Below are 13,507 nucleotides of genomic sequence, written 5' to 3'. Positions count from 1 at the left end.
CCGCTTTCCAATAGCATCAGTGTAATGACTACTCTGTCCAGGTCCCTATAGTACAGCGATCGTTACTGCCAAAATCTCTTACAGTGGCGACATCTTTGTAACCTAAGTCGATCATTTTCTCTCTTACTCTAATAGCTTGTTGATAGCCATGTTCAAGTAATAAAAAGCCACCAGGCAGCAGGTGCTCACGAGCCTTGTCTGCTATATGGTAAATATCAGCGTAACCTTCATCGGCAGCAGTCAATGCACTTTGTGGCTCAAATCGAACATCGCCAATACTTAAATGTTCGTCTTGCTCAGCGATGTACGGAGGGTTGGAGACAATTAAATCAAAATCACGATCTTTTACCGCGCTAAACCAGTCTGACTGTAATATTTCAACTTGTTCAAGTTGTAAGTTTGCTCGATTAGCTTTCGCTAAGGCGACAGCTTCTGGCACTTTATCAATTGCTGTTATCCGCCATTTAGGTCTTTCATGGGCAATAGATAAGGCTATCGCGCCAGTCCCAGTGCCTAAGTCCAGCACCCTAGCATTAAATCGAATGTCTAAATTTAATGCGGTTTCAACTAATATTTCAGTATCTGGGCGTGGGATCAGTGTTGATTCATTGACAATAAAAGGTAATGACCAAAATTCTCGCTCACCAATAATATGCGCAACTGGCATGCCTTGCTGACGCTTTTTAACCATCTGCTGAAAGTTTTTAAACTGCTCAACGGTCAGTGTGCGCTCAGGCCAGGTATATAAAAAACTACGTGTTTTATTGAGACAATGAATAAGCAGAGCCTCTGCATCTACATGGGCAGAGTCAGAGGTTGATGCCAATTGTGAAAAAGCCCATTGCTGGGCTTCAACTATTGTTGAATACGATGACTGGGGCAAGGTTGCTCCTTAATCGCCTGATAAGGCCGCAAGTAAATCCGCTTGGTGTTCTAGCATAATAGGATCAAGTAATGCATTGAGATCACCTTCCATTATTTCACCTAAACGATAAAGAGTCAGGTTGATACGATGATCACTGACTCGCCCTTGTGGGTAATTATAGGTACGAATACGTTCTGAACGATCACCACTTGCCACAAGACTACGGCGAGTTGTTTCTTCTTCGCTACGACGTTTTTCATCTTCAACAGCTTGAATACGGGCAGCCAGTACACTCATCGCTTGGGCACGGTTTTTATGCTGTGAGCGTTGATCCTGACATTCCACAATAATTCCGCTGGGGATATGGGTAATTCGAATAGCTGAATCGGTTTTGTTAACGTGCTGACCACCTGCACCAGATGCGCGGAAAGTATCCACTTTTAAGTCGGCAGGGTTGATTGAAATCGCTTCTGCTTCGGGCACTTCATGCATAACTACTACGGTACAAGCTGAGGTGTGAACACGACCTTGAGATTCTGTTTCAGGAACACGCTGTACACGGTGTCCGCCCGATTCATATTTCAATTTGCCGTAAACACTTTCGCCACTGACTTTAACAATAATTTCTTTAAAGCCACCATGTTCGCCTTCATTGACGTTCATGATTTCCATCTGCCAGCGGTTTGCTTCTGCAAAACGGCTGTACATACGGTACAAATCACCCGCAAAAATAGCCGCTTCATCACCGCCTGCACCCGCACGAATTTCCATAAATGCATTGGTATCATCATTCGGATCTTTAGGCAGTAATAGAATTTGAAGTTCATCTTCTAAACGGGCTAATTCATTTTTAGCCGCTTTCATTTCTTCTTGGGCCATTTCACGCATTTCTGCGTCGTCTTCTTCAAGCATTTCTTTCGCTGACGCTAGATTGTCCTGCGCTTGTTGAAACTCTTTAAACCCTTTGACGACATCTTCAAGTTGAGAATATTCTTTTGACAATGCGCGAAAACGCTCTTGATTGGAAATTACACCAGGATCTGATAATAATGCCAATACTTCTTCATTTCGCTCAAGCAAGCCTTCAAGCTTGCGGATAACGGATTGTTTCATTTAGCTCGCTAACCTTAATTTTTATCGAGTCCGAGCGCTATTCTTAATTGTCCTAACGTATTCAAATCGCCCTGACGGCTTGCGACCGTTAACGCTTGTGTGGGGGCATGAATGAGGCGATTGGTTAGTCTATTTGCTAATTCCAATAACACTTGCTCGCCATCGCCACCTTGAGCCAATTTGTTCAAGGCACGTTCGACCAGTTCATCTTTAATTGCCACACTTTGGCTGCGATACTCACGAATACTGTCAACAGACTCTAAAGAACGTACCCATTCCATAAAAATATGAGATTGTTCTTCAGTTATTAATTCAGCTTGTTCGGCTGCTTCCATACGGGAAGCCATGTTCTGTTCAATGATACTATGTAAATCGTCCACAGTATAAAGGAAAGCGTCGTCTAACTCACCGACTTCCGCTTCAATATCTCTGGGCACTGCAATATCGACGAGCAACATAGGTTGATGACGACGTTGCTTGAGTGCTTTTTCGACCATACCTTTACCCAAAATAGGTAAAGGGCTAGCCGTGGATGATATCACGATATCAGCCTTAGCAAGGTAATCAGGTATTTGCTGCAAGGTAATTGCAGTCGCGTTGAACTCTTCACACATGGCTTGTGCACGTTCAATAGTGCGATTGGCGACAATAATTGATTCTACATTATTATCTTTTAAATGTTTGGCAACCAGTTCAATCGTTTCACCGGCACCAATAAGCAAGACTTTAGTACGGCTCAAGCTTGAGAAAATGTGTTTAGCCATGCTCACCGCAGCAAAAGCGACTGATACTGCTGCGGCGCCGATTTCAGTTTCGGTGCGCACTTTTTTAGCAACTGAAAAGGTATTTTGAAATAAACGGTCGATGGTTATCGCTGTTGTACCAGCCTCTTTAGCTTTTACAAAGGCTTGTTTTACCTGGCCAAGAATTTGTGGTTCACCCAATACCAATGAATCAAGCCCTGAGGAAACCCGCATTAAATGCTTCACTGCGACTTGATCGCGATATACATAAATGCATGGCATTAAGTCTTCATGCTTTAAACCATGATAATCCTGCAGCCATTCTATAATGTCCGCTTCACTGCCATTATTACAATAAAGTTCTGTTCGATTACAGGTAGACACAATCACAGCTTCGCCTGTGGTGGTGCGACTTGCCAAACTTTTCATCGCATCATGTATTTTATCTGGTGAAAAAGCGACTTTTTCACGTAGATCTACTGTGGCGGTTTTATGGTTTATCCCGATTGCTACTAGGCTCATCTGACTCGTTCTAAGTTTTTCTCGGTATCGTTAATTAGGCTATTCTACTGAATCAGGCTAATTAAAAACACTGTAGGGTTAACAAAACCGAATATATGTCTAATTTTTCTTTCAAATAACCGATTAACAAACCTTAATCACAAAAGCATTTTTACAACAATGCCAATGCCCAGTATTATAGAGGAATCACTTCTTAGTACACGAGTTACTTTTGCAACGTTTTTTTAAAGCTCACTTTTTGGTTATTACCGCATCGATACTATTTTTGAGTGCTTGTACCTCATTGCCAACACAAGAGTATCAGCCAATTGAAGTCACCCATGTCAAAGACGCCGATAATTGGGAGCTACAGGGCAAAATTGCTTTTAAGTCATCAACAGATAAGTTTAGTACTAATTTATATTGGTTTCATCACCTTAATGGAAATGAGTTACGCCTAACCACTCCGCTGGGCACCAATGTGCTCACCCTGAAAAATGATCAGGGTCTTGCAACATTAGAGGTCGACGGAAAAACCTACCACGACAATAACCCCCAAGCATTGTTAGAAGGCGTAAGTGGGATAACGATTCCATTTGCTGATATACCTTTATGGCTTACAGGACAAATTGGCAGCAAAGATAACGTTATCAGCTATAATTCTTCTGGTCAGGTGCTCCAATTTAACAGTCCTGATGATGAAGCCGACTGGCAAGTCAGTTTTGTTAGCTGGCAGCAACAAAGCGGTGTTTTGGTGCCTAAGCAGCTAAAAATTGTCCGTAAGGACGTACAAATAAAAATTCAGACCAATTTATGGCAGGCATTGACGCCAAAATAAACGCCACTTAATAATAGGATAATAAATTGAAGCCTAATCACTCAACCTCTAAAAGCTGGCCAGCTCCTGCCAAGTTAAATTTATTTTTACATGTTACTGGCCAACGTGAAGACGGTTACCATGAGCTGCAAACCCTATTTCAATTTATAGATCATTGCGATTACCTCGACTTCCAAGTTACAGAAACGCCTGAGCTCCATCTTCATTCGAATATCTCGGATTCTGTCCCCGACAGCGATAACTTAATTCTTAAGGCTGCAAAGTCTTTAAAAAAATACACAAATTATCATGGCGGCGCGCATATTTGGTTAGATAAATTACTGCCCATGGGCGGCGGTTTAGGTGGAGGTTCATCTGATGCAGCCACAACGTTAGTGGCGTTAAATGCCCTGTGGAAAACGAACCTTTCAGTGAGTAAATTAGCTGAGATTGGATTAGCGCTAGGGGCTGATGTTCCTGTATTTATTAATGGCTTAGCGGCATTCGCTGAGGGTGTGGGTGAACAACTTCAGCCGGTATATCCTACTGAATATTGGTATCTCGTTATCGCTCCTGATGTCCACGTTTGTACCCGCAGTGTATTTCAACACCCTGACTTGCCCCGTAGTACACCCAAGCTACAACTGGACACATTAATGTCCAATGAATGGAGCAATGATTGTCAAAATCTGGTAACCAAACAACACCCCGAAGTTGCCAATGCCTTAAGCTGGCTGGTAGAATATGCGCCGTCGAGAATGACCGGAACAGGCGCATGTGTGTTTGGGGAATTCGAGCGTTCGCAACAAGCTCTTGATGTCTTAGCGCAACTTCCTGCTAATATGAAAGGTTTTGTTGCAAAAGGGCTTAATACTTCGCCGCTACTAGTGCGCTTAGATGAGTTCGAACAATATTCTTCTGAGTCAATTTTGAGTGCTAACACGTAAAATTGATTTAGCCACTAATTTTAATGCAAACACCTGAGGTTCATAAAGTGCCCGACATTAAGCTCTTTGCTGGTAACGCTACCCCAAATCTAGCCATCAAGATTGCAGACCGTTTATTTTGTAAACTTGGCGACGCAGTTGTAGGCCGTTTCAGCGACGGTGAAATCAGTGTTCAAATTAACGAAAACGTACGTGGTGCGGATGTGTTTATCATCCAATCTACCTGTGCGCCAACCAACGATAACCTGATGGAGTTAATCGTGATGGTTGATGCACTTCGTCGTGCTTCTGCAGGCCGTATCACCGCTGTAATCCCTTACTTTGGTTATGCGCGTCAAGACCGTCGTGTTCGCAGTGCTCGTGTCCCTATTACCGCTAAGGTAGTTGCAGACTTTTTATCAAGTGTTGGTGTAGACCGCGTATTAACCTGCGACTTACACGCTGAACAAATACAAGGTTTCTTCGACGTGCCTGTAGATAACGTATTTGGTAGCCCAGTGTTACTTGAAGATATGTTAGCGAAAAAATTAGATAATCCAGTGGTTGTTTCTCCTGATATTGGTGGTGTAGTTCGCGCCCGTGCAGTTGCTAAATTACTGGATGATTCAGATTTAGCCATTATTGATAAACGCCGCCCACAAGCCAACGTTGCACAAGTTATGCATATCATAGGTGATGTTCAAGGCCGTGATTGTATTATCGTTGATGACATGATCGACACAGGTGGCACCCTATGTAAAGCAGCTGAAGCATTGAAAGAACACGGCGCTAACCGCGTGTTTGCTTATGCTACGCATCCTGTATTTTCAGGCAATGCAGCAGAAAATATTGCTAACTCAGTGATTGATGAAGTGATTGTAACTGACACAGTACCTTTAAGTGCTGAAATGCTTAAGGTTGCTAAAGTCACTCAGTTAACAATGTCAGCAGTGCTCGCTGAAGCAATTCGTCGTGTAAGCAACGAAGAGTCTATCTCAGCGATGTTCCGTCACTAAGCACGTCATTCAGTAAACATATACTGATACCATTTTATTAATGCCGTTTGTATTATTACAGACGGCATTTTTTTATGCGGTAAAATGCAATTCTAGCTAATCCTGTCAGATTAAGATGCTTTTAAGATAGGCTTGTTACCTTGTCAGCACAAAAATAATAGGTATCATTTATTGAAGGTTTACTTATATGCGCAAGGCATTACTGGCAGTATCAATAGCAGCATCTTTGATGGCAACAGCTTGTTCAATCACTCATGATTCATCAACAACTCAAGCAACTTCCGCTAAAAATGTACAAATGCAAAACCCATTGTTAACCCCAAGTGCTCTACAATATCAAGCACCCGACTTTAGCATTATCAAAGATGCACATTTTCAGCCTGCCTTAGAGCAAGGCATTAAAGAACATTATCAGCAGGTTCTTAATATCGCGAACAATAGTGAAGCACCAAGCTTTAGCAATACTATTGTCGCATTAGAAACCAGTGGCGAATTACTGACTCGCACTTCGCAAATTTTCTACAATCTAACCGGCTCCAATAGCAATCCAACCTTACTTGAAATTAAAGCCGAAATGGCGCCTGTTATGGCTGCGCACTCAGATAACATTCACCTGAATAGTGCTCTTTTTTCACGCATTGATAGCCTTTACCTGCAACGTAATGCACTCAACTTAACCGCCGAAGAGGTGCGCTTAATTGAGGTGTATCATCAGCGTTTTGTGCTTGCTGGCGCCAAGTTAACCGACCAACAAAAAGCAAAAATCCGTTTATTAAACGAAGAGCAATCAAACTTAATGAATGAGTTTAGCCAACGCTTACTGACACTAACCAAACAAAGTGCGGTAATAGTTGATTCTGTTGATGAGTTAGCTGGGTTATCGGACAGCAGTATTCGAGCAGCCCAAATGGACGCAGAGGCACAAGGTCATACGGGCAAATACTTAGTCAACATCACTAACACTACGCGCCAGCCTGTTCTAGCCAAACTTGAAAACCGTGAACTACGTGAGCGTATCTGGTTAGCATCAGCTAATCGTGGGCTAAGCGGCGAAAATGAAACCGCATCGTTAGTTTCACGTTTAGCACAACTTCGTGCCGAGCGAGCAGCGTTATTAGGTTTTAAAAGTTGGGCAGATTATCAATTATCGTCTCAAATGGCAGAAACACCTGAAGCGGTATACAGCATGTTTGGCTCTATGGTACCTGCCGTTATCGCTAATACTGAAAAAGAAGCTGCCGATATTCAAGCTATGATCAACAAAACCGGTGGTGACTTTATCCTGGCACCATGGGATTGGGAGTTTTACGCAGAAAAGGTGCGCCAGGAAAAATTTGATTTAGATTCAGCATCAATTAAACCGTATTTTGAATTTGAACGTGTGTTACAAGATGGGGTGTTTTTCACCCTTGAAAAACTTTATGGTGTGACCTTGAAGCCACGTCCAGACTTGCCTGTATATCATGAAGATGTCAAAGCTTATGAAATGTTTGATGTCGATGGTAGTTCAATCGCTATCTTTTATGCAGACTATTTTACCCGAGAAGGTAAAAGTGGTGGAGCATGGATGAGCTCATTCGTCGGCCAATCGACTTTGCTTGATACCAAGCCTGTGGTCGTTAATGTGATGAACATTAGAAAAGCACCAGACGGTGAGCCAACGTTTGTTAGCTACGATGAAGTAACGACAATGTTCCATGAAATGGGTCATGGCACCCATGGAATGTTCTCAAAGGTGAAATACCCAAGCTTAGCAGGCACTTCAGTATCTCGAGATTTTGTTGAGTTCCCATCAACATTTGAAGAAGACTGGGCTGCACATCCTGAAGTATTAGCAAACTATGCAAAGCATTATCAAACCGGCGAAGTGATCCCAGAAGCCCTACTGCAAAAATTACTTAACGCACGTAGCTTTAACCAGGGATTCGACACATTGGAATACATGGCCGCAGCACTAGTAGATTTAGAATGGCATTCATTACCTGCTGATGCGCCACTGCAAGATGTCGCCACCTTTGAAGCCGCCGCACTCAAAAAGCATGGTGTTGATATTGCTGCGGTACCACCACGTTATAAATCAAGCTTCTTTGCGCATTCATTCCCTGGAGGCTATTCTGCTAGTTACTATGCTTATATGTGGAGTGAAATCTTAGCCGCTGACGCCTTTGCTTATGTACAAACTCAAGGTGGTCTAAACCGTGAAATAGGCATGAAGTATCGTAAAACTATTCGCGAGGTAGGTAATAGCGTCCCACCAATGGAAGCCTACCAATCCTTCAGAGGACAAGCACCGACTACAGATGCACTGCTTAAACGCCGTGGCTTAAATTAATCCCCATTAAAAACGACAATGCCGCTAACATTATATTAGCGGCATTTTTTTATCTCGATACTGGCTGATAAGTGAAGACTAACTTACCTCGGCCCTTTGAGTGACACACTCATATGAACCCATCTCAAATTCACGGCAAATCCAGGGACGATTTTCATAAATCGTGCACATCATAGTTTCTCTATCTAATGCTGAGCACCAGCCATCGTTTAAGCGCAACATGGTTTCGCCACCCCACTTATCGAAAGCGATATGTTTTTTTGGCACACCAGTGTCTGAAATGATCATCACTTCTAATCGGCAACAACAAGCTTGGCAGTTTGAGCAACTGACCTCTTGAATGGTGATATCTTTTATTTCAATATTCATCAATATCCTGAATGTCCCGAAAAGTAATACTGCATGATAGCAATAACAATTTAGCTTATCTAGACAGTGTTATATTAATGCTATTTTAATTGCTAGGAAGGTAATGAACACTAATGTAAGGGGTCTCATATCAATGCCAGTTTAGCTGATATGCACTTCAAACATGGTCTACTATTATGATGTTGCAAAAACGCAAAAACCTGTCATAAAGACAGGTTTTTATATATGGCTGGGGTACCAGGATTCGAACCTGGGGATGCCGAGATCAAAACCCGGTGCCTTACCACTTGGCGATACCCCAATATTTTTATAACGAATGAATTACTTTAGACAATTTGATGGTACGGGAAGAGAGACTTGAACTCTCACACCTTGCGGCACCAGAACCTAAATCTGGCGTGTCTACCAATTTCACCATTCCCGCATCAAACTTTTTACGAGTATACCCTAATTCATATTAGAATAAACTTTTGAAATTAACTTACTGCTCTAGCTAACCATTCCATATAAAAATATGGTAGCAATGGCGGGACTTGAACCTGCGACCCCAGCATTATGAATGCTGTGCTCTAACCAGCTGAGCTACATTGCCACATTTTTATTACTAAAAATGGCTGGGGTACCAGGATTCGAACCTGGGGATGCCGAGATCAAAACCCGGTGCCTTACCACTTGGCGATACCCCAATAATCTGTTTAAGACTATGGTCAAACTAAAAACATTACGCTTACAATAAAATGGCTGGGGTACCAGGATTCGAACCTGGGGATGCCGAGATCAAAACCCGGTGCCTTACCACTTGGCGATACCCCAACTGAAACACTTTTGAAAAACCCGCACAAGCCAGCTTCTCTAATAAATGGTACGGGAAGAGAGACTTGAACTCTCACACCTTGCGGCACCAGAACCTAAATCTGGCGTGTCTACCAATTTCACCATTCCCGCACAACTGTTCTTGTTTTACATCTTGAACTCACTTGAAGTGAAGATGGTAGCAATAGCGGGACTTGAACCTGCGACCCCAGCATTATGAATGCTGTGCTCTAACCAGCTGAGCTATATTGCCACTACATTTTTCATCGCCCTCTTACTGAGGAACGGGGCGTATTATGCTTATTCAAGGTATCGAGGTCAACTGCTTTTTTTCGCTTATTTCATCATTCTTGTTTATTCGGCTATTACTTCACCAAACTGAATGATCTTCCAACGAATTAGCGACCTAAAATGCTGTCATTTACATCACACGCCCAGATTTCAACCCAAACTAATACGGGCTTACTATTTTAGGTAAACGGATATTTTTACCTAGATTGATAATAATTATCCTTTTATGACAATTAATCCTACCAACTCCATGTTAAAAAATGCAACCGTTAACCCTAAAACAGTCAATATTACACGTTAAATAAGAAATGCATTACATCGCCGTCTTTAACCACGTATGTTTTACCTTCTACGCGTAATTTACCCGCATCTTTAGCGCCCGCTTCACCTTTGTAAGTGATAAAGTCATCATATGCCATAACTTGCGCGCGAATAAAGCCACGTTCAAAATCGGTGTGAATGACACCAGCAGCTTGTGGTGCAGTAGCCCCAACTGGCACTGTCCAGGCACGAACTTCTTTTACACCCGCAGTAAAGTAGGTTTGTAGATTCAATAATTCGTAACCAGCACGAATTACGCGATCCAAACCTGACTCTTCTAAACCAAGGTCAGCCATAAACTCTGCGCGGTCATCAGCTTCCATTTCGGCTAATTCAGATTCAATAGCGGCACATACTGGTACAACAATAGCATTCTCTGTTGCTGCAATAGCACGGACGACATCTAAATGCGGGTTATTTTCAAAACCATCGTCAGCAACGTTAGCGATATACATTGTTGGTTTAATGGTTAGGAAGTTAAGGTAAGCAACGGCTGCTAACTCTTCTTTAGTTAATGCCAACGAACGCAACATTTGGCCTTCGTTTAACACTGGACGCATTTTTTCAAGTACTGCTACTTCAAATTTTGCATCACCGTCGCCGCCTTTAGCACGTTTGGCTTGACGAAAAATAGCACGTTCACATGCGTCTAAGTCTGCTAAAGCTAACTCAGTATTAATCACTTCAATATCACCAGCTGGGTCAATTTTGTTCGCTACGTGGACAATGTTCGGGTCTTCAAAACAACGTACTACGTGACCAATTGCATCGGTTTCACGAATGTTAGCTAAAAACTTGTTACCTAAACCTTCACCTTTCGATGCACCAGCAACCAGGCCAGCGATATCGACGAACTCCATAGAAGTAGGCAAAATACGTTGAGGTTTGACAATAGCAGCTAACGCGTCAAGACGTGCGTCTGGTACCGGTACCACGCCCGTGTTTGGCTCAATAGTACAAAACGGAAAATTTGCCGCTTCTATACCCGCTTGTGTTAACGCATTAAACAGCGTTGACTTACCAACGTTTGGCAAACCAACTATGCCGCATTTAAAACCCATATGCATACCTTTATATGTAGAATTATCTTAATGATAATGACGTTCGAAATAGTATCGCCAAGCTATTCAGCTTTAAACGAATGTAGTCTGTTCATGGCTTTCACCATATCTTCTTTGTATAAAATATCTGTCGCGCGTACGGCTTCATCAATAGCCGCAACAATCAATTCTTGTTCGGTTGCAGGGGCTTTGCCCAATACATAGCCGCTGACTTTATTTTTATCACCAGGATGGCCGATACCTATCCGTAAACGATGAAAACCTTTATCGTTAGCCAGACTTGAAATAATGTCCTTTAAACCATTATGACCACCGTGTCCGCCGCCTAATTTAAATTTAGCAACACCGGGTGGCATGTCTAGCTCATCGTGGGCAACTAAAATCTCTTCTGGCAAAATACGAAAAAAATTCGCTAAAGCAGCAACAGATTTACCACTTAGATTCATAAAAGTCGTTGGAATTAATAAACGCACATCACGGTGGTTAATGGTCACTCTAGCTGATAATCCAAAATATTTACTCTCTGGGACCAGTGGCACATTAAAAATGCGTGCAAGCTCTTCGACATACCAAGCACCAGCGTTGTGGCGGGTTTGCGCATACTCAGCACCAGGGTTAGCTAACCCTACAATCAGTTTAATGTGGCTCATGACAACCTAAATAATGTTTGAATTACCCACAGCACATATTGCACTGCAGCTTTAAAACGCGGCATTTTAACACTCAATTTGGCTACCAACAAACACCGATTAACGAAAGCTATTTTAGCTTAAGATTTTTAGTTATAGGCCAAGTGCATATTTGAGCACTTTTTGCTTAATAGGCCCGTCGATGTTAGCCAGTTTCAACATGCCATTTCGCAGGATTTTCAGGGGTAAAATATCATTACTAAATCCTGCATAAAAGGCATCCATTACGGTCATCATCAACTGGTTATCGACATATCGGGCTTGTTGATAACGTTTTAACACGCAGTCATGCCACCACACGTCACCATTACCAATCGCACTGGCTACCTGTGTGATTAATATGTCGACGTCTTTAAATCCGATATTGACACCCTGCCCCGCTAAGGGATTAATGGTATGAGCAGCATCGCCCAGTATCACTAAATTAGGCTCATAGTATCGTTGGGCATGACGACGTGTTAACGGAAAACTACCTTTAGCCTTTACAGTAAAGTGAGGATCTAGACGCGACGGAAAATTTTCTTTGATCTGTTCAGCTAGCTGGGCATCATTAAGCTGCATTAATTGTTTTATGCGTGCTGGCGAGTCATACCAGACTAATGACGCATTATTGCCCGGCAAAGGCAGTAGGCTTCGGGGACCTAGGGGCGTAAACTGTTGCCATGTAACAAACTGCTGCGGGGTTCGAGTTTCAATATTAATCAGCATAGCCGATTGCGAGTAATCCCAACCGGTAAGGCCTATACCTGCCCATTGCCTTACTTGCGAGTTAGCCCCATCAGCACCGACTAAAAGATGAGTCGACAATATACTGCCATTATCAAGTTCAATCGTTATCGCATCTTGCGCAACATCTAACGACTCCCCCTTACCCAATGGCTTTATGCGTTCAAATTTAACCACTTTAGCGGGGCAAAAAAGCTCAACATTGGTTAAAGTTTCAATCTGTTGCCACAAACCCAGTTGAATCAACCTATTTTCAAAGAAGTAACCTAACAATGGCTCAGCCACTTGTTCAGCATTAAACTGGGTGACACAGCCTTCCATTTCCCATGTTTCAAGCCCAGTATAAGGTACATGGCGTAAAGTCAGTAAATTCTCCATAACCCCCAGGCGCGACAGCAACTGCGCTGATGCAACACTTATAGCCGATACTCGCACATCTAAAGGCTGGCTGACATCAAAGGCTTGTGGAGCCCGAGCCTCAATCACAGCAACCGATAATCCAAGCTGCCCAAGCCCAACAGCAACAGCAGCTCCCACCATGCCGCCGCCATTAATAACAACATCAAAATGGCGAGTGTGTGATTGATTGCCTGAATGCTCAGCTGTACTAAAAGGCTCTGATGTGGATTGATTCTGCGACATGCGACTTCCTTGGGTAAATAAACATCACTTAGTAGGTATAACAGTCTACACAAACTCAATGATTAACAAGTATTAGGTTAAGTTATCAAAATCGGTTCAATTATGCCCTATATCAATAAAGCACGGAAATACTGACGAGCGTTAATCGAAAACTTGAACAAAAAAATAGTCCTGGAAGCAAGTCACCAGTCAAACGATGTAGCAGTTTTTGGCGTGCTTAACCTGTAAACAACCTCTAAAAGGCGAGCATATTAAGATGCGATTAAGTCATTACCTAAAACA

Annotated in this window: 11 protein-coding genes and 7 tRNA genes; 4 read left to right on the top strand and 14 right to left on the bottom strand. The window is 42.6% G+C overall.

Features of this window, described 5'->3' with window-relative positions:
* Positions 1-28: 28 nt before the first annotated feature.
* Genes prmC through hemA form a run of 3 tightly spaced genes read right to left on the bottom strand, consistent with a single transcriptional unit; the run spans position 29 to position 3,243 of the window.
* On the bottom strand, positions 29-883 hold the full coding sequence (gene prmC / locus ACRWQM_RS03825) for a peptide chain release factor N(5)-glutamine methyltransferase (RefSeq protein ID WP_434926956.1): 855 nt from the start codon (positions 881-883) through the stop codon (positions 29-31).
* A gap of 9 nt (positions 884-892) precedes the next feature.
* On the bottom strand, positions 893-1,978 hold the full coding sequence (gene prfA, locus ACRWQM_RS03820; RefSeq protein ID WP_434926957.1) for a peptide chain release factor 1: 1,086 nt from the start codon (positions 1,976-1,978) through the stop codon (positions 893-895).
* Between the two features lie 14 nt (positions 1,979-1,992).
* Positions 1,993-3,243, bottom strand: a complete 1,251-nt coding sequence (gene hemA, locus ACRWQM_RS03815) for a glutamyl-tRNA reductase (RefSeq protein ID WP_226413759.1) — start codon at positions 3,241-3,243, stop codon at positions 1,993-1,995.
* A gap of 211 nt (positions 3,244-3,454) precedes the next feature.
* Here hemA and lolB point away from each other — a divergent pair, with 211 nt between their 5' ends.
* From lolB to ACRWQM_RS03795, 4 genes are all read left to right on the top strand, one after another.
* Positions 3,455-4,060 (top strand): lipoprotein insertase outer membrane protein LolB, encoded by a 606-nt coding sequence (gene lolB, locus ACRWQM_RS03810; protein WP_434926958.1) that lies wholly within the window; start codon positions 3,455-3,457, stop codon positions 4,058-4,060.
* A gap of 26 nt (positions 4,061-4,086) precedes the next feature.
* On the top strand, positions 4,087-4,986 hold the full coding sequence (ispE, locus tag ACRWQM_RS03805) for a 4-(cytidine 5'-diphospho)-2-C-methyl-D-erythritol kinase (RefSeq protein ID WP_434926959.1): 900 nt from the start codon (positions 4,087-4,089) through the stop codon (positions 4,984-4,986).
* Between the two features lie 47 nt (positions 4,987-5,033).
* A complete protein-coding gene (locus ACRWQM_RS03800; protein ID WP_226415846.1) occupies positions 5,034-5,981 on the top strand; it encodes a ribose-phosphate pyrophosphokinase in 948 nt (315 codons plus the stop codon).
* A 187-nt stretch (positions 5,982-6,168) separates the two neighbouring features.
* Positions 6,169-8,313, top strand: coding sequence for a M3 family metallopeptidase (locus ACRWQM_RS03795; protein ID WP_434931318.1), 2,145 nt, complete (start codon positions 6,169-6,171; stop codon positions 8,311-8,313).
* A 78-nt stretch (positions 8,314-8,391) separates the two neighbouring features.
* On the opposite strand, the gene ACRWQM_RS03790 is transcribed toward ACRWQM_RS03795, so the two are convergent.
* From ACRWQM_RS03790 to ACRWQM_RS03740, 11 genes are all read right to left on the bottom strand, one after another.
* The gene (locus tag ACRWQM_RS03790) at positions 8,392-8,682 is read right to left on the bottom strand and encodes a YkgJ family cysteine cluster protein (RefSeq protein ID WP_226413751.1); all 291 of its coding nucleotides are present in this window, start codon (positions 8,680-8,682) and stop codon (positions 8,392-8,394) included.
* A 226-nt stretch (positions 8,683-8,908) separates the two neighbouring features.
* Positions 8,909-8,983 (bottom strand) — tRNA-Gln (locus tag ACRWQM_RS03785).
* A gap of 38 nt (positions 8,984-9,021) precedes the next feature.
* A tRNA-Leu gene (locus ACRWQM_RS03780) sits at positions 9,022-9,106 on the bottom strand.
* Between the two features lie 91 nt (positions 9,107-9,197).
* A tRNA-Met gene (locus ACRWQM_RS03775) sits at positions 9,198-9,274 on the bottom strand.
* A gap of 19 nt (positions 9,275-9,293) precedes the next feature.
* Positions 9,294-9,368 (bottom strand) — tRNA-Gln (locus ACRWQM_RS03770).
* 52 nt (positions 9,369-9,420) lie between these two features.
* Positions 9,421-9,495: transfer RNA gene (locus ACRWQM_RS03765), tRNA-Gln, on the bottom strand.
* Between the two features lie 47 nt (positions 9,496-9,542).
* Positions 9,543-9,627: transfer RNA gene (locus ACRWQM_RS03760), tRNA-Leu, on the bottom strand.
* A gap of 44 nt (positions 9,628-9,671) precedes the next feature.
* A tRNA-Met gene (locus ACRWQM_RS03755) sits at positions 9,672-9,748 on the bottom strand.
* 328 nt (positions 9,749-10,076) lie between these two features.
* Positions 10,077-11,168, bottom strand: coding sequence for a redox-regulated ATPase YchF (gene ychF / locus ACRWQM_RS03750; RefSeq protein WP_434926961.1), 1,092 nt, complete (start codon positions 11,166-11,168; stop codon positions 10,077-10,079).
* Between the two features lie 62 nt (positions 11,169-11,230).
* Positions 11,231-11,818: an aminoacyl-tRNA hydrolase gene (pth, locus tag ACRWQM_RS03745; protein ID WP_434926962.1), complete on the bottom strand. Its 588-nt coding sequence runs from the start codon at positions 11,816-11,818 to the stop codon at positions 11,231-11,233.
* Positions 11,819-11,950: 132 nt separating this feature from the next.
* Entirely contained in the window at positions 11,951-13,225 is a 1,275-nt protein-coding gene (locus ACRWQM_RS03740; RefSeq protein ID WP_434931317.1) for an FAD-dependent monooxygenase, read from the bottom strand.
* Between the last annotated feature and the right edge of the window lie 282 nt (positions 13,226-13,507).

The sequence above is a fragment of the Shewanella sp. HL-SH5 genome (genome assembly GCF_051163755.1).
GTDB classification, from domain to species: Bacteria; Pseudomonadota; Gammaproteobacteria; order Enterobacterales; family Shewanellaceae; genus Shewanella; species Shewanella glacialimarina.
Note: the sequence above shows the minus strand (reverse complement) of the source record. Positions and strands in the feature narration are given on the sequence as shown.

What these genes read in the sequence shown, in the direction of transcription:
- prfA (WP_434926957.1), bottom strand. Translation starts at nt 1,978, where the DNA reads ATGAAACAATCCGTTATCCGCAAGCTTGAAGGCTTGCTTGAGCGAAAT.
- hemA (WP_226413759.1), bottom strand. Translation starts at nt 3,243, where the DNA reads ATGAGCCTAGTAGCAATCGGGATAAACCATAAAACCGCCACAGTAGAT.
- ACRWQM_RS03795 (WP_434931318.1), top strand. Translation starts at nt 6,169, where the DNA reads ATGCGCAAGGCATTACTGGCAGTATCAATAGCAGCATCTTTGATGGCA.
- ACRWQM_RS03790 (WP_226413751.1), bottom strand. Translation starts at nt 8,682, where the DNA reads ATGAATATTGAAATAAAAGATATCACCATTCAAGAGGTCAGTTGCTCA.
- ychF (WP_434926961.1), bottom strand. Translation starts at nt 11,168, where the DNA reads ATGGGTTTTAAATGCGGCATAGTTGGTTTGCCAAACGTTGGTAAGTCA.
- pth (WP_434926962.1), bottom strand. Translation starts at nt 11,818, where the DNA reads ATGAGCCACATTAAACTGATTGTAGGGTTAGCTAACCCTGGTGCTGAG.
- ACRWQM_RS03740 (WP_434931317.1), bottom strand. Translation starts at nt 13,225, where the DNA reads ATGTCGCAGAATCAATCCACATCAGAGCCTTTTAGTACAGCTGAGCAT.